Genomic DNA, 20,134 nt, shown 5'->3' on the forward strand with positions numbered 1-20,134 from the left:
TTGGATCTCGAAAATGTCGGCATCGGCTCGTTCGCGTGCGCCTTCGGCGACCTGGAGAACAAGCCGGAGAACATTCCCGATTTCGATTCCCTCTGGGAGACCGCGTCGTTCGGGACGGACTTCGCCGAAATGGGCTGTACCACCTATCGGAAAATGTCTGGGCCGGTGCAGGAGTACGTCGTGGACGCCGTGCGCCGGACCCTACGGGGTGCCGGCGCCGGTGCCACGGACATCGACCATCTCGTCATCGCGACCAGCGACCCGGCCCTGGCCCTGTTGCCTCCCGACTTCGCCGAGCAGGTGCTGATCGCCCTGGGACTCGACGACTGCGTCCCGCACCTCGTGTCCTACCAACGGTGCTGCAGCTCGCTGACCGCGCTGCGGCACAGCCGGGACCTGTTCGCCGACCCGGACGTGACACACGTGGTCATGGTCGCCCTGGACTTCGTGCCGGACGACCGTGACCGGGTCCGCCCGTACGCCCTGTTCGGCGACGCCGCGGTCAGCTGCCTGCTGACCCGGCACGATCCCGGGCTGGTGCGGCTCTCCTCGTCCGCCGTCAAGGTGGACCCGGACGGGCTGCGCGGACGCGACACGTTCGTCTCCCGCAAGGCGGTCGCCGACCGTACGCTGTCCGCGGCCCTGCGCGCCGGAGGGCGGCAGCTGCCGCAGGTGACCAAGGTGTTCGCGGCCAACCTGTACAAGCCGTTGACCCTGTTCAACGCGAGCTCGGTCGGCCTGCCGCCGGACCGGCTGCACTTCGCGGACACGCTCTCCGCGTACGGGCACTGCGGCAACGCCGACTGGATGATCAACCTGGTCGACTATCACGAGCGGGTCGGCATCCGCGGCGGGCAGACGTACCTCGCGCAGTCGCTGGCGCCGGGCTTCTACGCCTGCGTGCTCCTGGAAGGGACCGCGCCATGAACGGGCTGCTGTCCAAGACCGACTGCATCGGGCCGATCCTCGTGCCCGTCGGCGTGATGGGCACCCTGCACTCGCTCGCCGCGGCCGCTGGCGTCGATGCCTTCGTCGCCCTGTCCATCGGCGCGGGCGTGCTGGCCGAGCGGTTGCCGCGCCCGGGCACGGACTGCCGCGTCCGGGTCACCCGGCGGGACCTTGAGACGATCCTGCCGCGGTCCGGCGCGCCGGACCTGAGCATCAGCTTCCGCGACGCGCTGCGGCAGGCCGCGAAGTCCGAGGCCGTCGCCACCACGGAGGCCGACGACGACGCCCCGGTCGCCGTGACGATCCTGATCACCCGGGCCGGACGGCACCTGTACGTCGAGACCATGACCGACTCGTCGGACGTCCCCTCCACGGAGGCCTGGGCACACTCGTTCCTGCAGTTGCTCGCCGGCCTGACCAGCGACCCGGACGCACCGATGATCAGCCACCCGCTGGTCGGCCCGGAGGAACGCGAGCGGATCCGGCACGGCCTCAACCCGCACCACGACCCGGAGATCCGCTACCGCACGATGGCGGAGCCGTTCGAGGAGCAGGCCCAGCGCACCCCGGACGCGGTCGCCCTGCAGGAGGAGGACGGTCACACCGTCACCTACCGGGAGCTCAACGAGCGCGCCAACCGGCTGGCCCACCACCTGCGCGGGCTCGGTGCCGGGCCCGGCACCCGGGTCGGTGTCTGCCTGCAGCGCGGGATACCCCAGGTCGTCGCGATCTACGCCGCGGTCAAGACCGGCGCCACCTACGTACCCCTCGACGCCGATCTGCCGGACCAGCGCATCGCCCTGATCCTGGCGGACTCGGCGCCCCGGCTGGTGCTGACCGATCAGGCCTGCCGCGGCCACCTGCCCGACGGCCCGTGGGAGATCCACGACGTCGGCACCGAGCAGGTCGGGTCCGGCCGGCCGGCGACGAACCTCGTTCTCGACGGCGGGCCGGGGCTGGTGCACATCCTCTACACCTCCGGGACCACCGGCCGTCCCAAGGGCGTGGTCTCGCGCACCGCCGGGACCCTGGCCAACATCTTCTGGATGCAGCGGCAGTACCCGTTCGGCACCGGCGAGACGGCGCTCTTCAAGGCCTCGCCGGGTTTCGACATCTCGATCTGGGAGCTCTTCTGGCCGCTCTACCAGGGCGCCCGCCTGATGATCTGCCGGCCCGGCGGCGAGCGCGATCCCCGGCACCTGGCCCGGCTCACCCGCGACCACGGCGTGTCGCTGATCTTCCTGGTGCCGACGATGATGACGGCCTACCTGGAGGAGCTGTCCGGCGCCGCTCCGGAGACCCTGAAGTGGGTGGTGTGCGGGGGCGAGCCGATGAGCCCGCGGATCCCCGAGGCGTTCGCCGCCGTCCTGCCCGGCAGCAACCTGATCAACGCCTTCGGCCCGACCGAGGCGGGGCCGGTCACCGACAACGTCATCGATCCGGGCTGGACCGGCGGGTCCGTTCCGGTGGGCCGGCCCGCCGACAACTTTCGGGTGACCGTGCTCGACGCCAACCTCGATCTCGTGCCGGTCGGCACGCCCGGTGAGGCGTACATCAGCGGGCGGGTCGGTCTGGCCGACGGGTACTGGCGCCAGTCCGCCCAGACCGCCGAGCGGTTCGTCGCGGATCCCTACGGACCTCCGGGGTCACGGATGTACCGCACCGGTGACCTCTGCCGGTACCGTGCGGACGGCACGCTGGAGCATCTCGGCCGTATCGACCGGCAGGTGAAGATCCGTGGGTTGCGGATCGAGCCCGGTGAGGTCGAGTCGGTGCTGGCCGCGCACCCCGCGGTCGGCGATTGCGCGGTGATCGCCCACGGGAAGCCGCTGCGCCTGCTCGCCTTCGTCGTGCCCGCCGGCCAGAGTTCCGTCGCCGACCTGGACCCGGCGGCGATCCTCGACCAGGCGGCCGGGGGCCTGCCCGCGCAGATGCGGCCGGACCGGGTGGTGCCGGTCGACTACCTCCCGGCGACGGTGAACGGCAAGATCGACCAGGGCGAGCTGATCAAGATCTGGCAGGAGCTCACCGACCGCGAACGTACGGTGGAACCGCCCGCCGACGAGGTGGAAGCCGCCCTGGTCCACATCTACCACCGGGTCCTCGACCGGTCCTCGATCAGCGTGCTGGACACGTTCGTCCAGCTCGGCGGCCACTCGTTGCTCACCTTCCGGCTGATCGACGAGTGCAAGGCGACCCTGCGGGCCGAACCCGACCCGGCCCAGCTGATGCACGGCACGCTGCGTGACGTGGCCGCGGCGATCCGCACCACGACGATCCCGTCACCGCAGGACTAGGACCGGAGGACCACGGCTTTGAACACCATCACGACCGGCGACGCCGAGAAGCTCGCCGACGCGCTGCGCGGCGATCTCATCACCGCCGCCGATCCGCGGTACGACGAGGCCCGCAAGGTCTGGAACGGAGACATCGACCGGCGCCCCCTGCTGATCGCGCGCTGCACAGACGTGGCGGACGTGACCGCGGCCGTCACGTTCGCCGCCGAGCGCGGGCTGCCCATCGCGGTCCGCGGCGGCGGGCACAGCGTGGCCGGCCAGGGCATCTGCGACGACGGCATGGTCATCGACCTGTCCCGGATGCGTGCGGTCCAGATCGACCCGGAGCGCCGGCTGGCCCACGTGCAGGGCGGCGCGCTCTGGCAGGACGTCGACCGGGCCAGCCAGGCGCACGGACTGGCGACGACCGGGGGGATCGTCAGTGAGACCGGAGTCGGCGGGCTGGCCCTGGGCGGCGGCATCGGCCACCTGATGCGCCGCTGCGGGCTCACCGTGGACAACCTGGTGGAGGCCGATCTGGTGACCGCGGACGGCCGCCGGCTCAAGGTGGACGCCACGACGAACCCGGAGTTGCTGTGGGGCCTGCGTGGCGGCGGCGGCAACTTCGGGACGGTGGTGCGGTTCGGCTTCCGCCTGCACGACATCGGACCGACCGTCCTGGCCGGGATGATCATTTATCCGCTGGACGTCGCACCGGCGTTCCTGGCGCACTACCGCGACCTGGTCGCGGACGCCCCGGACGAGCTCGGGACGATACTCAACCTGCGGTTGTGCCCCCCGGTGGCGGCCGTCCCGGAACGGCTGCACGGCTCCCCCGTCGTGGCCCTCAACGTGTGCTGGTCCGGTGACATGGACGAAGGGCTGGCGTTCCTGCGCCCGCTGCGCGAGTTCGGGCGTCCGCTGCTCGACACGGTCGGCCCGATGCCGTACGTCGAGCTGCAACAGATGGTCGACCGCACCTCCCCGCCCGGCAAGCAGTACTACTGGCGCTCGGTGGACTTCGGCGAGCTCAGTGACCAGGTCATCGCGACCGTCGTCGAGCACGCGTCACGGATCACCTCGCCGCTGGCGGCCGTGCCGATCTACCACCTCGGCGGGGCGGTCGGCCGGGTGCCGGCGACGGCCACCGCCTTCGGTTCCCGGCACGCCGGTCACAACATCAACATGTTCGGCGCGTGGGAGCCGGGCCGGGGCGACCGGGAACGGCACGTCGGCTGGGTCCGCGACTTCAGCGAGGCGATGGCGCCGTACTCGGTCGGGCAGTACGTCAACTTCCTCAACGACGAGGGCCGTGACGGCGTGCGCGCGGCGTACGGCGAGCGGTGGCGTCGCCTGGTCGCGCTCAAACGGCAGGTCGACCCGCAAAACCTTTTCCGCTATAACTTCAACATCGATCCCGGTCGTCATGAGGGAGACGCATGAGATTCGGCATCATGATCGTCCCGGAGGACCGGTGGCGGACGGCTCGGCGGAAATGGCGCCAGGCCGAGCAGATGGGATTCGACCACGCCTGGACCTACGACCATCTCAACTGGCGGGCGTTCCGCGCCAAGGAGTGGTTCACCCTCGTGCCGACGCTGACGGCGGCGGCGGTGGAGACCGAGCGGATCGGGCTCGGCGTGCTGGTCGCCTCCCCCAACCTGCGGCACCCGGTGCACCTGGCCAAGGACGTCACCGCCATCGACGACATCTCCGACGGCAGGCTCGTGCTCGGTCTCGGCGCGGGCGCGGAGGGTTTCGACTCCACCATGACCCGCCGGACCAGGTGGAGCCGGCGTGAGCGCTCCGAGCGGTTCGCCGAGTACGTCGAGCTCACCGACCAGCTCCTGACGCAGCCGGTGACCACCTACGACGGCCGTTACTACCTGGCGGACGAGGTGCACTCGTATCCCCTGTGCCGGCAGCAACCCCGCGTCCCGTTCGCGATCGCCGCGTCCGGGCCCCGGGGCATGCGCCTGGCGGCCCGGCGCGCGTCGTACTGGGTGACCACGGGCGAGCCGAACCGGTTCGCGAGCGCCCCGTACGAGCAGGCGCTGCCCGTCCTGCGCCGGCAGGTGGAGGCCCTGGAGAAGGCCTGCGTGGAGATCGGCCGGGATCCGTCCACGGTGTCCCGGCTGCTGGTCGCCGGGCCCACCGTCGGCGGTGTCCTCGACTCGCCGACGGCGTTCTTCGACGCGGCGGGCAGATTCGCCGAGGTCGGAATAACGGACCTCGTCGTGCAATGGCCACGGCCGGACGAGCCTTTCCAGGGCCGGGTGGACGTTTTGGAAAAGGTCGCCGAGGATCTGGATCGTCACCGAATCACGTGACTTAGCCCCGGAGAAGAACGCACCTACCGTCTCAGGAGAACCCCGGTTTCGACTGAGAAGGGCGCCTGATCCTATGCGAACGCATTATGTAGCGGACACCTGGCTCGACGACTCCCGCCTGGCGAAGGATCTCGCGCAGACCGATTCCATTCCGTGGTCCGAGGCGTACAGCGATTACGTTTTCGGCGGCGCGTGGAAGAGCTGCATGCTCTGGGCCCGGGGCGGGAGCGCCGGTGACGGCGTGGTCACCAATTATGACCACGGCCGGCCCGCCGCCTTCACCGAGTTCGCCGATCAGCTCCCCTATCTGCGGGAGCTGATCGAGAGCGTCGCCGACCTGGACCGGCTGAACTTCGTCCGGCTGGCCAAGGTGCAGAACAGCGTCATCATCCCGCACCGGGACCTGCTGGAGCTCAGCGAGCTCGCCGACGAGACCCGCAACGCCCACCGGATGCACATCCCCCTCGCCACCAACGAGGACTGCTTCTTCAACGAGGGCGACACCGTCTACCGCATGCGCAAGGGCGAGGTGTGGTTCCTCGACGCCTCGGAGATCCACTCGGTGGCGGTGCTCTCCTCGGAGGAGCGGGTGCATCTGATGTTCGACTTCGTGGACGTGCCCTCCACGAAACCGCTGATTACCGTCGAGGGCGCGGGCCCGGAGGCCGGCATCCCGGCCGACCGGACGGTGAAGCGGCCGCCGCTGACCGACGCCGAGCGTGCCGGCCTGATGCGGCTCGCCGACCTGCTGACCGTCGAGACGGTCAACGAAATCTTCAGCATTGTCATCAAGAAGCATTTCCGGTACGACGGTGGCGAGAATTTCGTGTGGGGCACCATGATCGATATTGCGCGCGCCGCCGCGGATCCCGCGGTTCTCCCGCACGTCGAGGAACTCCGCCGCCACTACACCTTGGAACGGTCGGCCCGATAATTCCAACAACGGTTGTCCCATAAAGCGGGGAACTTTGCCGACCGCATTCCGGGGCCATCATGACATGGCGACAACAGTGTCCGGATGCGCCTTTCCTCCGCTGGAGTGGTGAGACATGAGAGAGACGTCATCGGCCGTCGACGTGGCGGCCCAAGTCCGATTCCCCGACCTGCGGTTTCATCACGTCGGCGTGCAGACGACGGACCTCGAGAACAGCGTCCGCTGGTACGAGGACTTCCTCGGGTGCCGGCGGGCGTGGTCACTCGACACGTTCTCCGAACTCACCCGCAGCCGCCTGCCGGGAATCCGCGAGCTGACCGAGATGGTTCTCGGCGACGTCCGCTTCCACCTCTTCGAACGGCCGGGGCGCAAGTCCGAGCCGACCGAGAGCGGCGTGCAGTTCCAGCACTTCTGCTTCAACGTGGGCGCCGCCGAGGACCTGGTACGGCTTCGGCGGCGCTGGATCGAGCTCCGGGAGTCCGGCCGCTACACGTTCGCCGTCGACGAGCAGCCGACCGACATCGTGACCGATGAGGACGGCGTGCAGAGCTTCTACACGTACGACGTCAACGGGCTGGAGTTCGAGTTCACCTTCGTCCCGGACGGCCTGTCGTGAAGCCGGCCGGAAGTGGTGCGCTGTGCGACCTGCCGGCCCACGGGCGCTGGGACTTCGGCGGGTTCGCGTACGGCCTGGAACCGCTGATCCTGCCGGCGGTGGGCGACCCCGACGGCCCGGCCGGTGCGGTGCCGGCCGGGGACTACGCCGAGATCTGCCAGCGCCTGGGCGCTCTCGCCGAAAGCGGCCCGCTGACGCCCGAGGTCGCGCCGTGCGACTCGCCGGACGAGCTGTTCTGGTTCCGGTGGATCACCGGGCACCAGGTCTGCTTCGTCGTGTGGCGGCTGATCGCTCAGCTCGTGGACGACCTGAACCAGGGCCGCCGGTCCGCCGACGAGGTGCTGTCGCCGATCAGCCACTACGTGGACGGCTACTCCGCGATGCTGCTCTACACCGGCTCGTGCCCGCCCGACCTGTACAACGTCCTGATCCGGCCGAGCATGCGGTTGCGGCACCGCGCGTTCAGCGGCGCCTGGGCGCCGGACTACTGGCCGATCCGGGACCTCTTCCGCCGCCGGTGGCTGCCCGGGAGCATCGGCGCCGACGCCGGTGAGCTGCTGGACGCCATCGCCCTGCTGCACCTGGTGCACGACGGGGTCGCCGCGCGCCTGGTCAGCAACGGCCGGTCGCTGCTGCGCGAGGCCGCCGTCCGCGGGCCCGGTCACCGGCCGGCCGGGCTGATCTACGACTCCTACTTCACGACGCTGCGGGCACCGGTCCCCCGGCACGAGGTCGTGGCGCAGTTGCTGCGCCGGCTCGTGGCCATCGCCCAGGACGTCGCCGCGAACGGGCTGTACGCGGCGGGTGACGCCGACGACCGCCCGGCCGAGCTGCAGAAGGCCGAAGTGCTCAAGTGCGAGAACGGCCTGGTCGACATTTTGCTCGGCGTCGCGCAGCACGCCTGTGACCTTCCGTCCCGGCGCGAGCGGGGAGTGAACCGATGACCGTCCTGCGACCGGCGCTGACCGGAACCCTCGGCGGCGTGGCCGCCACGCACTGGCTCGCCGCCGCCGTCGGCATGAGCGTGCTGGAGCGTGGCGGCAACGCCTTCGACGCGGCGGCGGCCGCCGGGTTCGCCCTGCAGATCGTCGAGCCGCACTCGAACGGGCCGGGCGGTGACGTCGTGATCGCCGTCTACTCACGCTCGACCGGCACGGTCCGCATCATCTGCGGGCAGGGGCCGATGCCGCAGGCGGCGACGATCGACGCATTCGCCGCGCTCGGCATCAAGCAGATGCCCGCGGGCGGGCTGCTCCCGGCCACCGTGCCGGGAGCGTTCGGGGCCTGGATGCGGTTGCTCGGCGAGTTCGGCACCATGTCGCTGGACTCGGTCCTCGAGCCGGCGATCGGGTACGCCTCCCGCGGCTATCCGCTGCTGCCCGCCGCGGCGTCGACGATCGGGGCGATGGCCGGGCTGTTCCGCACCGAGTGGAGCGAGTCGGCCCGTACCTACCTGCCGGGCGGCGCTGTCCCGGCCGCCGGGTCCCGGATGCGCAACGAGGTGCTGGCCGACACCTATCGACGGCTGATCCGCGAGGCGCGGGCCGCGTCGGCGGACCGGGAAGCGCAGATCGAGGCGGCCCATACCGCGTTCTACCAGGGCTTCGTCGCCGAGGCGATCGACCGCTTCGCGCGCAGCAGCGAGGTGTTCGACTCGACCGGGCGGCGGCACCGCGGCCTGCTCACCGGCGACGACCTGGCGACGTGGCGGCCGGGCGTCGAGAACTCGTGCGCCCTGCCGTACCGGGAGTTCACCGTCCACAAGCCGGGACCGTGGTCCCAGGGTCCGGTGTTCCTGCAGCAGCTCGCCCTGCTCGACGGATGTGACCTGCGCTCGATGGGGCTGGGCAGCGCCGAGTACGTGCACACCGTCGCCGAGGCCGCCAAGCTCGCGTTCGCCGACCGGGAGGCGTGGTACGGCGACCCGTTACACACGCCGGTGCCGATGGACGACCTGCTGGCCGCCGGATACTCCGCCGAGCGGCGCTCGCTCATCGGCGAGCACGCGAACCTCGACCCGCAGCCCGGACGGCCGGACGGCGCCGAGCCGTGGATCCCGCAGGCCGAGCCGGAGGAGCCGGGCGCGGACGAGCCGGAGTGGATGACCCACCTGCGCAGCGGCCTTCCCACCGTCACCCCGGCCGGCCCCCGGGCCGGCGCCGGGAACACCTGCACGGTGGCGGTCGCCGACGCGTGGGGCAACCTGGTCGTCGCCGTACCCAGCGGTGGCTGGCTCAAGAGCTCCCCGGTCATCCCGGAGCTCGGTTTCGCCCTCGGCACCCGTGGCCAGACGGCGTGGCTCGCCGACGGACACCCCAACTCCCTCGCGCCCGGACGGCGGCCGCGCACCACGCTGAGCCCCAGCATCGTGCTGCGCGACGGCGCGCCGTTCTCGGCCTTCGGCACGCCGGGCGGTGACCAGCAGGACCAGTGGACGCTGCACGCGTTCCTGGCGGTCGCCGAGTTCGGACTCGAACCACAGGCGGCGGCCGAGCTGCCCGCCTGGCACATCGACCACTTCGCCCAGTCGTTCGCGCCGCGCGTCTCGCGCCCGGGTGTGGTGGTCGTGGAGCGCTCGTTCGGCCCTGCCGTGCTGGCCGAACTGGAGAGGAGAGGTCACCGGCTCGACGTGGTGCCGGAGTCCACGCTCGGCAAGGTCTGCTCCGCCGGCGTCGACCCGGCCACCGGTTTCCTGCGGGCCGCGGCCGGCCCGCGCGGCCGCCAGGCGTACGCCGTCTGCCGTTGATCTCCCTTTCTCCTCTGAGGCGGTAGCCATGTTCGTGCCCAGCCACTACCAGATCCAGGACGAGAACTGGCACCGCCGGATCATCGACGGTCACCCGCTGGCGACGCTCACCACCAACGGCGAGACCGTGCCGTGGGCGTCGCGCCTGCCGGCCCTCGTCGCCCCGGGCCAGCCGGAGTCCGGCCCGCTCACCGGCACCGAGCTCTACGGCCACCTCAACCGGGCCAACCCGCACTGGAAGGCGCTGACCGACGGCGGACACGCCCGGCTGATGTTCGACGGGCCGGGCGGCTTCGTCACGCCGGCCGTCTACCCCGGTGACCCGTCGGCCCCGACGTGGAACTTCGCGGCCGTGCACGTGTGCGGGCGCCTGCGGCTGATCCATGATCCGGAGGAGACGCTCCAGGTCGTGCGGTGGACGGCGGAGCAGCTGGAGAAGCGCTTCGGCGCGGGCTGGGACCAGACCGCGTCGGTCGGCTACTTCCGCCGGATCCTGCCCGGCGTGGGTGCCTTCCGGCTGCGGATCGAGGCGGTCGAGGGGCTGTTCAAGTTCAGCCAGGAGAAGCCGGCCGACGTTCAGGAGTCGGTGATCCGGCGTTACGAGGCCGATGACAGCGGAACCGGCCGGCCGATCGCCCGGCTGATGCGTGAGGCCGGGATGGGCCAGCCGGCCGGGGACGGAGTACCTGGCCAGACACGTGACGGCGCCGCCGGGGTCTGCCCGTTCTGACCGTTCCGGGATAGCCTCAAGATCAATCGACCACAGCGCAGTGTGCCCCGTAACGTCCCGATGTATGGCACTCATCGCTCACACCGCGCAGGCGCTGCCCACCGAGACGCTGGACCAGCTGCGTTCGGCCGTCGCGAGGGCCACCCGACCCGAGCAGCTGGGCGGCCGCAGCCCCTACCACTACACCTTCTGGTACTCGCTGGCGACGCCGCCGCGCAACATCGTCGAGGCGGCCGTCCGGGACCACCTCGTGCATCACATCCCCGCCGAGGTCCGCACGGCCGCCGTCGGTGTCGAGTGGTGGCTCGGGCGGCTGGCTCCCCCGTACGCCTCGAACTTCGAATTCGGTCTGCACCGGGACATCGGTGAGGACCCGGAGACCGGCGCCCTGGATTCCCCCATGCTGTCCAGCGTCATGTACCTGACCGACGTCGACGACGGCCCGCTGATGGTCTTCGCCGGCGAGCCCTCGCCGGAGGCGCAGGACCGGGAGTTCGTCTTCCCGGCCGAGAATCTGTACGTCACGTTCCCGGGGCATCTGTGGCACTCCGTGGGCAATCGGGCCGATGTACGCCGAGAACCGCCGGCCGCTCCGGAGCATCGGGAGCGGCTGACGGTCCTGGTGAACTGGTGGCCGTACCAGCCGGGTGACATCGCCGCCGAGCCGATGAAGCAGGTCGCCGCGGCGTACGACGGGTCGATGTACCCCGAGCTGCGGGCCGCGGTCGCCAGCGCTCAGATCTCCTCGTAAGCCATCCGCCGGGTGACGGCGCCGCTGATCGCCGAGGCCAGCTGGTCGACATGCCCGGGATCGAAGACGCTCAGGTGGCTTCCCTCGATCTCGGTGATCTCCAGCTCGGCGACGAAGGCGCCCCACCCGCGGTCGTCGTCCAGGTAACCCGGGGGGAACTGCGGCGCGCCGGCGGGCAGCGGGTCGCTGGCGCGCAGCAGGTCCACCTCGGCCGGGTAGAACTCCGGCCAGTAGTCGAGGAACGCGGCGCGGTTACGCTCCACCATCCCGGTCAGCTCGGCCAGCGCCACGGCGGCGCCGGCCTCGGCGCCCTCCAGGCGCAGCACGTCGAGGGCCAGGCAGGCGGCGCGCACCTCGGCGGCCTCCTCCGCGGAGGACATGAACGAGGGCGGCGCCCAGGTGTCGAGCAGCAGCGTCGCGGCGACCCGCTCGCCGCGCAGCAGCCACTGCCGGGCCATCTCGACCGCCACGCAGCCGCCCATCGACCAGCCGGCGAGCACGACGGGGGCGACGCCGCGCACCGCGTCGACGGCGGCCACGTACCGGGCGGCGATCTCCTCGATCGTCACCGCCGGGTCGTCCGGCAGCGACTGCAGGGCGTACACCGCGAACTCGGTGCGCAGCCGCTGGGCCACCTCGTAGAAGGGCAGCACCGACCCGCTCGCCGCGTGCACGAACACCACCAGGGGCGCGCCGGGGTTCTCGGTCAGGTTGATCAGGTGGTCCTCCGGCGCCGGGGCGGCCTGCGCCGCGCCCAGCGTCGCCGCCAGGTCGCGGACCTTCGGGCCGGTGAAGACGTCCTGTACGGACGGCCGCAGCCCGAGCTCGCTCGCGCACTCCTCGATCAGTTTGAACACCAGCAGCGAGTGACCGCCCAGGTCGAAGAAGCTGTCGGTGACGCTGACCCTGTCGCGGCGCAGGAGCCGGGCGTAGATCGCGGCGAGCCGGGCCTCCAGCTCGGTCTCCGGCGCGACGAAGTCCTCTTCGTCGACGAGCACGTCGTCGCCGTGCAGGTCGAGCAAGGCGGCGACGTCGATCCCGCCGTCGCCGGTACGTGCGATCCGGTCCACCACCGTGACGCTGCCCGGCACCAGATAGTCGGGCAGCCGCCCGGCGGCGCCGGCGGCGAGCTCCGCCACCGACAGGGTCCGGTCACCGGAGGGCACCACGAAGGCGGCGAGACCACCCTCCGGCGCCGCGATGACCGCGCACAGGGCCACGCCGCCCTGCCCGGTGAAGGCCGATTCGACCGTGGCCCGCTCGACGCGCATCCCGTGGACCGTGATCTGCCGGTCGATCGGGCCGAGGAGTTCCAGCACGCCGTCCGCCCGGCGCCGGCAGAGTTCGCCGGTGCGAACCATGCGGGCGCCGGGCACGCCGAAAGGGTCGGCCACGAACCTCTCCGCCGTGGCCGCGGGCAGCCGGTGGTAGCCGCGGGCCAGGCCCGCCTCCCCGCCGACATACAGCTCGCCGGCCACGCCGACCGGCACCGGCTCCAGCGCCTCGTCCAGCACGTACCGGGCGTGGTGTGCCGCCAGCCGGCCCGTCTCCGGCCACCCCCGCCAGGTGATGATCTCGCCGGGGAAGCCGGCGACGGTCACCGGTTCGCCGCCGCAGAAGACCCGGCGCAGCGACCCGCCGCCGACGCCGTCCAGCGGCACCGACGGCGTGGTCGCCAGGGTGGTGACGCGGTACTCGTTGACGTAGTCCAGCAGGCGCCGCGGGTCCTGGTGCACCACGGGCGGGCAGAGCAGGACCGTGCCGCCGTACGACAGCGGCCAGAACGCGCCGTCGGGCGTCTCCGGGAGCACCACCTCGCCGGGGCTGACGGGATGGGTGCGCTGCAGGTCCGCGACTTCGGCCAGCGCCGCGCCCACGGTTCGGGCGACGGAGCCCACCAGGCTGAGCAGGTCATGTCCCGTCTCCGCGACCGGCGGGTCGTCGGTGGCCGTCTCGGGCCACCGCTCGGCGTCCGCGAACGAGACCACCTGCCACGGTCCGGCCGGCACCTGAGCCGCCGTCGCCTGATCGGTGATCACCACGTCCGGGGCGGTGCCGGCCAGCCGCTCGGGCTCGATCTCCGTGTACGGGGCGCCCAGCTTGGCTGCGGCGTACCGGGCGACGATCTGGTCGGCGCCGTGGGCGAGGCACAGTGCCACGACGGCACCGGGCCGGACGCCGGCATCGAGGAGCGCCCACGCCAGCCGGTTGGCCCGGCCGTTCAGCTGCGCGTAGGGCACCGCCCCCTCGTCGGTGCGTACCGCCACCGCCTCCGGGGTGCGGCGGGCCTGCTCCTCGAACGGCTGCGCCATCGTCCGGTACCGGATGTCCGGCCGCTCGGACCCGGCCGTCCCACGCATGCTGCGCTCGCGTTCGGCCGGGGACAGCAGCGGCAGCTCGAACGCCCGCTCGTCGGGGTGCTCGGCACCTGCGACCAGCAGGTTCTCCAGGACGCCGGCGAAGCGGAGCGCGGTCGGCCTCTCGAACAGGTCGGCGGCGTAGATGAGCACGCCGCTCATCCCGTCCCGGTCGGTGAACAGGCTCGCCGCCAGGTCCCACATCGCGGCGTTCGTGTCCAGCTCGGCGCCGAGGTCGGCGGTGCCGCCCGCTCCGGTGGACTGCACGTTGACCATGGTCTGGAACACCGCCTGCACGCCGGAGAGCCGGGGCAGATTCAGTTCCGCCACCACCCGGTCGAAGGGCACCGTCTGGTGGTCGTGTGCCTCCAGGACGGTCTCGTGCACCGCGCGGACGACCTCGCGGAACGTCGGGTCACCGCTGAGGTCGGTACGCAGCGGTGCCGACTTCACGAAGCAACCCACGATCGACTCGGCGACCTCGTGGTCGCGGCCGGCCAGCGGGGCGCCGACGATGATGTCGCGCTGCCCGGTCATCCGGGCCAGGAACAGCTTGTACGCGGCCATGACGACGACGAACAGGGTGACACCCTCGTCCACCGCGAGCTGCCGCAGCCGGGCCAGCGCCGGGGCGGAAATCGCGAGGGGTACGGTGCCACCGGCCCGCCGCGACGTGGCCGGCCGGGGATGGTCCCGCGGCAGGTCCAGCACCGGCAGGTCACCGGCCAGCTTGGCGGTCCAGTAGGACAGGTCCCGCTGGACCGCCGCCTCGTCGGCGTTGCGCTGCTCCCAGGCCACGTAGTCGAGGAAGCCGACCGGCGGCGGCGGGTCGAGCGTACGGCCGGCCAGCAGAGCGTCGAGCTCGGCGACGACCATCGCCCGGGACAGCCCGTCGATGACGATGTGATGGAAGTTGACCACCAGCATGGTCCGGTCGCCGGGCAGGGCGAACCCGATGACCTGGAAGAAGCACGGCCCGTCGAGCGGGAACGGGCGCTGAGCGGCCTCGTTGCCGGCCGCGGTGGCGCGCGCCTGCGCCTCGCCGGCCGGCAGGTGCCGCAGGTCGTGCCAGCTCACCGGCGGCTCGACCGGGCCGTCGTCCTGCTGCATCGGCACGCCGTCACGCTCGAACATCCGCACCCGCAGCACATCGTGGCGGGCCATCAGCTCCGCGATGGCCGCGCGCACCGTCGGCAGGTCCAGTGCCCGGTCCAGGGTCCGTAGCTCCGGCAGGCTGTACTCGCTGGTGTCCGGGTACTGGCGGCAGGAGAACCAGATCCTGGCCTGCGGCGGGTTGAGGGGCACCGGGGTGCCCTGCGGTACCCGCGCGATGCGCGGGCCCCGCGTCGCGGTGCTGCGCTCGCGCAGCAACTCCATGAGCATCCGCTGCTTGTCCATGTCCAAGGTGGTCATCCCATCATCCCTCCTGGCCGCCGCGGTGCGCGGCGTCGTCGTCGGAGAGCGCGGCCAGCTCGGCGACCAGCGCCTTCTCCAGGAACTCAGCGACACCGGCGATCGTCGGCGCGCTGAAGAACTGTCGTACGGTGACCGCCACCCGGAACCGGGTCTTGACCCGGTGCAGCATCTGCAGGGCCGACAGTGAGGTGCCGCCGGCCTCGAAGAAGTTCTGCCGCCGGCCGATCTGCTCGACGTTCAGCAGGTCACGCCACACCTCGGCGAGCTGCGACTCGATCAGCGAGGTGGTCTCGGAGACCCCGGCGCGGGCGCCGCGGTCCTGCGCGGTCGGCGCCGGCAACGCCTGCCGGTCGACCTTGCCGGACGGGGTGAGCGGCAGCGCGTCGAGTTTCACGTAGACCGCCGGCAGCAGGTACCGGGACAGGTAACCGGCCGCGTGCTCCGCCACGTCGGTGACGTCCGCGCCGGGCCCCACCAGGTAGGCGACGATCTCCTTGGTCCCGGGCTCGTCCTCCCGGATCCGCACGGCCGCCTGCTCGACCGCCGGGTGGCCGCGGAGCACCTCCTCGATCTCGCCGGGCTCCACCCGGACGCCCCGGACCTTGGCCTGCCCGTCGGAGCGCCCGGCGTAGTGCAGAAGGCCGTCGTCGTCGCGGACCGCCAGGTCGCCGGTGCGGTAGATCCGCTCCCCCGCTGTCACCGGCCAGGGGTGCGGCAGGAAACGTTCGGCGGTGAGGCCCGGCCGGCCGAGGTAGCCGCGGGCCAGGCCGTCGACGCCGGCGACGTAGAGCTCGCCCACGACGCCGGGGGTGACCGGCTGCAACGCCTCGTCGAGCACGAACAGCCGGTAGCCGTTGACGGCCCGGCCCATCGGGACGCCGCCGCCGTCCGGGAAGTCCCGGCCGCTCCAGAGCGCGACCTCCGACGTCTCGGTCTGGCCGTACGCGTTGTCCAGCTCGACGTCGAAGTGAGCGGCGAAGCGGCGCAGCAGCGCGGCCGGTACCGCCTCGCCGGAGGTCTGCACACGGTCGAGGTCCGGGTATTTGGTGGCGGAGACCGTGGCCAGGTACATGTCCAGCATCGACGGGACGAAGTGGGCGAGCACGGTGTCCGGCGCGGCGAGCAACTGGGCCAGGTACGGCACGTCGGTCTCGGTGCCGGCCTCGGCCAGCAACACCGTCGCGCCGGCCCCGAGCGTCGCGAAGATCTCCCAGATCGCCACGTCGAAGATCAGCGGGGTCTTGTGCACCACCCGGCGGCCCGGGCCCAGCTGGTAGCGGTGGGCGATCCACTCCACTCGCGACGCCGCGCAGCCGTGATCGATGATCACGCCCTTGGGCTGGCCGGTCGAACCGGAGGTGTAGTAGACGAACGCCGTGTTGCGGGGGTGTATCGCGACGTCCGGGCCGTCCTTCGCGGTGGCGGCGGCCGGGTCGATGACCGGCACGCCCTCCAGCCCGTCCGGAGCCGCGGACGTGATCACCGCGGCCATCGCGGAGTCGGCGGCGATCCAGCGCAGGCGCTCGGCCGGATATCCGGCGTCCAGCGGCACGAACCCGGCGCCGGCGCGGAGCACACCGAGCACCGCCGCGACCGAGGTGACCGAGCGCTCGACGCAGACACCGACCAGCGCCTCCGGGCCGATGCCTTGGGCGGCCAGGGTGGCCGCGACCGCCTCGGCACGGGCGTCCAGCTCGGCGTAGCTGACGGCAGTCGTCCCGGCCTGCACGGCCACCGCCGACGGGTCGCGGGCCAGCGCCGCGCGGAAACCGTCGTGCAGCAGTGTGCCGGCGGCGCCACGGTCCCGGTGGTCGGCGTTGATCGCAGTGACCTGGGCGGCGGCCGCGGCAGGCGCCAGCAGCGGCAACTCGGCCAGCCGCGCCGACGGGTCAGCCACCGCCGACGCGACGAGCGTGACCAGGGCGTCCTGCCAGCGGCCGGCGGACGGGCGGTCGAAGCGGCGGGTGGCGTACTCCACCTCGCCGGTGACTCCCCCGGGGTCCAGCCGCAGCGTGCAGGTCAACGCCATCTTGGCGGTCCCCGAGTGGATCAGCTGTTCGGTGATCTCGAGGCCGTCGATCGAGCCGCCGTCGTCCATCGGGGTGGACTGCAGGACGAACATGGTCTCGAAGACCGGGTTTTCGGTGGCGTCCCCGCCCTGGGCGACGCCGCCGGCGATCTCGGAGAACGGCAGGTCCTGCCGGGACAGCGCCTCGGCCAGCGCCGCGTCGGTGCGCTCCACCAGCTCCCGGAAACTCATCCGCGGTGTGAACCGCATCCGCAGCGGCACGGTGTTCACCACGTATCCGATCAGCTCCTCGGTGCCCGCCCGGCCCCGGCCGGCCATCGGGACACCGACCACGATGTCGTCGGCGCCGCCGGTCATCCGGTGCAGCGTGGCGAGGAAGCCGGCGAGCAGCACACCGAACGGGGTCGAACCGCAGGCCCGGGCCACCTCCTCGACCTGGGCCGGTCCGAGCCCGCCGAGAGCGAGCGGTATCGAGAACCCGGCCTGCCCCGGCGCACCGGTCGAGCGGCCCGGCTCCACCACCGGCGCGGCGCCGGCGAGCCGGTCCGTCCAGTACCGCCGCTGCTCGGCCGCTTCCGGCGAAGCCAGCCAGCGCTCCTGCCAGGCGACGTAGTCGGCGTACCGCACGGTCGGCTCAGGCAGTCGGCGGCCCTGGTACAGCGCGGCGAACTCGCGCCAGAACACCCCGAGCGACCAGGCGTCGAAGGCGCTGTGGTGCACGTCGAGCAGCCACAGGTGGGTCTCGTCGTCCACCCGGTAGCAGGAGGAGCGCAGCAGCGGGCCGGTGGACAGGTCGAACGGCCGGGCCGCGTCCGCCTCGGCGCGGCGGGTCGCGGCGGCGCGGTCGGCCACGGCCGTCACCCGGGTGCGGACCGGCGCCGGCGGCTGGAGCCGGGACCAGACCCGGCCGTCGCGTTCGGCGAGGGTGGTGCGCAGCGCCTCGTGCCGGGTCAGCAGCTCGGTGAGCGCGGCGTCCATCCGGTCGACGTCGAGCGGACCGGAGATCCAGTACCCCAGGGGTACGGCGTACGTCGCCGCGCCGCGGTGCAGCTTGTCCAGGTACCAGAGGGCAGCCTGGCCACGGGACACCGGCCGCCATTCGCCGTGCTCGCCGGCCGGCGTGACGGCTGCCAGGCCCGGCTCGTACCGTCGTGCGCCACCCACCAGCGCGGTGAGGCCGGTTATGGTCGGCGCCGAGCGCAGCTGGTCGAAGGTGAGCGCCGCCCCGGTGGCCTGGGCGATGCGGCTGAGCAGCTGCAGTCCGCGCAGGGAGTCGCCGCCCGCCGCGAAGAAGTCCTCGTCGGCGCCGGGCGACCGGCCCAGCACCTCCGCGACCAGACCCGCGATGGCCTGCTCCCCGGTGGTCGGCACGGCCGGGGCGGGCCGGTCGGCGACGGCCGGTGGCGGTGGCAACTGGGCCGGGAGAACCTTGCCGCTCAGCGGGGACCGGGGGATCCGGTCCAGCCGGACGACGGTCTGCGGGAGCATGACAGCGGGCAGCCGGCGGGCCAGCTCGGTGCGGAGCGCGGTCTCGGCGTCCGGCGCCGCGTCCGCCTCGACGTAGGCGATCAGGCGCGCGCCGGAGACCGGGTCGTCGGCGGCGACCACGACGGCGTCGCGGACACCGGCGCAGGCCCGCACCGCGTTCTCCACCTGGCCGGGCTCGACCCGGAATCCGCGGATCTTCACCTGGCGGTCGGAGCGGCCGAGAAACTGCAGGTTGCCGTCGGGCAGCAGCGCCGCCCGGTCACCGCTGCGGTACATGCGCGTGCCGGGCGGGCCGAACGGGTCGGGGGTGAACCGGTCGGCGGTGGCCGCGGGTGCGCCCAGGTAGCCGCGGGCCAGCCCGGAGCCGGCGATCCACACGTCGCCCGGTTCTCCGTCGGCCACCGGCGTCAGGTCGTCGTCGAGCAGGTAGACGGTCATCCCGGGCAGCGGCCGGCCGATCGGCACGAGCCCGGTGTCGGGCAGGTCCGCCGGATCCGGCCGGTACGTGGTGCAGCTGATCGTCGTCTCGGTGGGCCCGTAGTCGGCGACGAACCGCACCGGCCGTGCGCCGACGACCGCCGTCCAGGCGGCGAGCTTGTCCATGCGAATCTTGTCGCCGCCGATGAAGACCGTGCGCAGGGTCTCCGGCAGCGTCACCACCCCGGCACGCAGGTCGTCGGTCCACTGGTGCCAGTACGCGCTGGGCAGGCTCACCACGGTCACGCCGCGCGTGTTGATCAACCCGGTCAGCTCGACGCTCGTCGGCCGCGGCGCGTCCGGCAGCACGACCGCCCCGCCGGCGAGCCAGACCGGCAGCACCTCCTCCAGTGAGGCGTCGACGGCCATCGAGGTGAACTGCAGGAACCGGTCGACCGGTCGCAGGTCCAGCTCCGCGCGGATGCCGGCGGCGTGGCCGGCCAGGGAGGCGTACGAGATCCCGACCGGCTTCGGCCGGCCGGTGGAGCCGGAGGTGAACATGCAGTAGGCGAGGTTGTCCGGCCGCATCGTCGGCGCCGCCCCGTCGACCGGGCCCGCGGCGGCCATCCCGGCCAGCTCGGCCAGCTCGACGACCGCGAAACCGGAACCGGACGGCACCGGACCGGATCCGGCGTGCAGCAGCAGCTCCACCTCGGCGTCGGCCAGCATCGAGGCGGCCAGTTCGGCGGGGAGCGCGGCGTCGACCGGGACGTAGACGCCGCCGGCCTTCCAGACGGCGAGCAGCGTCACCAGCCAGCGCGCTGACTGCTCGACGGCGAGCCCGACCCGGGTCTCGGGGCGTACACCACGTGCGGCGAGCAGGCCGGCCAGCCGCCCGGCCTGCTCGTCGAGGTGGGCGTAGCTCAGGACTCCGTCGCCGGACACGATCGCGGGCGCGGCCGGCGTCCGCGCCGCCTGTGCCTCGATCAGATGATGTACGCAGAAATGGGACATGGATCGCCTGCCTCCGTAATCCGAAAGGGCGTGGAATCGCGCAGGGGGAACGGGGATCTGCCACCGTTTCCAAGTGTGCAAA

Annotated in this window: 12 protein-coding genes; 10 read left to right on the forward strand and 2 right to left on the reverse strand. The window is 72.2% G+C overall.

Annotated features, from left to right (window positions below; genetic code table 11):
- From ACIBR0_RS15065 to ACIBR0_RS15110, 10 genes are all read left to right on the forward strand, one after another.
- Positions 1 to 927 carry a hypothetical protein gene (locus tag ACIBR0_RS15065; protein ID WP_396715889.1) on the forward strand — a complete coding sequence of 309 codons (927 nt, stop codon included), beginning with the start codon at positions 1 to 3 and terminating at the stop codon, positions 925 to 927.
- Entirely contained in the window at positions 924 to 3,245 is a 2,322-nt protein-coding gene (locus ACIBR0_RS15070) for an amino acid adenylation domain-containing protein (RefSeq protein ID WP_396715890.1), read from the forward strand. The genes ACIBR0_RS15065 and ACIBR0_RS15070 overlap by 4 nt, the downstream gene beginning before the upstream one ends.
- Before the next feature lie 18 nt (positions 3,246 to 3,263).
- Entirely contained in the window at positions 3,264 to 4,667 is a 1,404-nt protein-coding gene (locus ACIBR0_RS15075; protein WP_396715892.1) for an FAD-binding oxidoreductase, read from the forward strand.
- Positions 4,664 to 5,554 (forward strand): LLM class flavin-dependent oxidoreductase, encoded by an 891-nt coding sequence (locus ACIBR0_RS15080; protein ID WP_396715894.1) that lies wholly within the window; start codon positions 4,664 to 4,666, stop codon positions 5,552 to 5,554. The genes ACIBR0_RS15075 and ACIBR0_RS15080 overlap by 4 nt, the downstream gene beginning before the upstream one ends.
- A 73-nt stretch (positions 5,555 to 5,627) precedes the next feature.
- Positions 5,628 to 6,488, forward strand: coding sequence for an aspartyl/asparaginyl beta-hydroxylase domain-containing protein (locus ACIBR0_RS15085; RefSeq protein ID WP_396715896.1), 861 nt, complete (start codon positions 5,628 to 5,630; stop codon positions 6,486 to 6,488).
- A 115-nt stretch (positions 6,489 to 6,603) separates the two neighbouring features.
- On the forward strand, positions 6,604 to 7,104 hold the full coding sequence (locus ACIBR0_RS15090) for a VOC family protein (RefSeq protein WP_396715898.1): 501 nt from the start codon (positions 6,604 to 6,606) through the stop codon (positions 7,102 to 7,104).
- Positions 7,101 to 8,048, forward strand: a complete 948-nt coding sequence (locus ACIBR0_RS15095; RefSeq protein WP_396715900.1) for a hypothetical protein — start codon at positions 7,101 to 7,103, stop codon at positions 8,046 to 8,048. Before ACIBR0_RS15090 ends, ACIBR0_RS15095 begins: the two co-directional genes overlap by 4 nt.
- Entirely contained in the window at positions 8,045 to 9,850 is a 1,806-nt protein-coding gene (locus ACIBR0_RS15100) for a gamma-glutamyltransferase family protein (protein WP_396715901.1), read from the forward strand. Before ACIBR0_RS15095 ends, ACIBR0_RS15100 begins: the two co-directional genes overlap by 4 nt.
- A 28-nt stretch (positions 9,851 to 9,878) precedes the next feature.
- A complete protein-coding gene (locus ACIBR0_RS15105) occupies positions 9,879 to 10,580 on the forward strand; it encodes an FMN-binding negative transcriptional regulator (protein ID WP_396715903.1) in 702 nt (233 codons plus the stop codon).
- 64 nt (positions 10,581 to 10,644) lie between these two features.
- Positions 10,645 to 11,331, forward strand: a complete 687-nt coding sequence (locus ACIBR0_RS15110; protein WP_396715905.1) for a hypothetical protein — start codon at positions 10,645 to 10,647, stop codon at positions 11,329 to 11,331.
- Here ACIBR0_RS15110 and ACIBR0_RS15115 read toward each other — a convergent pair.
- Both ACIBR0_RS15115 and ACIBR0_RS15120 read right to left on the reverse strand, forming a co-directional pair.
- Positions 11,316 to 15,101 (reverse strand): condensation domain-containing protein, encoded by a 3,786-nt coding sequence (locus ACIBR0_RS15115; RefSeq protein ID WP_396715907.1) that lies wholly within the window; start codon positions 15,099 to 15,101, stop codon positions 11,316 to 11,318. The two genes, ACIBR0_RS15110 and ACIBR0_RS15115, sit on opposite strands and share 16 nt — an antisense overlap.
- Positions 15,102 to 15,105: 4 nt before the next feature.
- On the reverse strand, positions 15,106 to 20,052 hold the full coding sequence (locus ACIBR0_RS15120; RefSeq protein ID WP_396715909.1) for an amino acid adenylation domain-containing protein: 4,947 nt from the start codon (positions 20,050 to 20,052) through the stop codon (positions 15,106 to 15,108).
- Positions 20,053 to 20,134: the final 82 nt, after the last annotated feature.

The organism is Micromonospora sp. NPDC049497 (assembly GCF_044465805.1).
In the GTDB taxonomy this organism is placed as follows: domain Bacteria; phylum Actinomycetota; class Actinomycetes; order Mycobacteriales; family Micromonosporaceae; genus Micromonospora.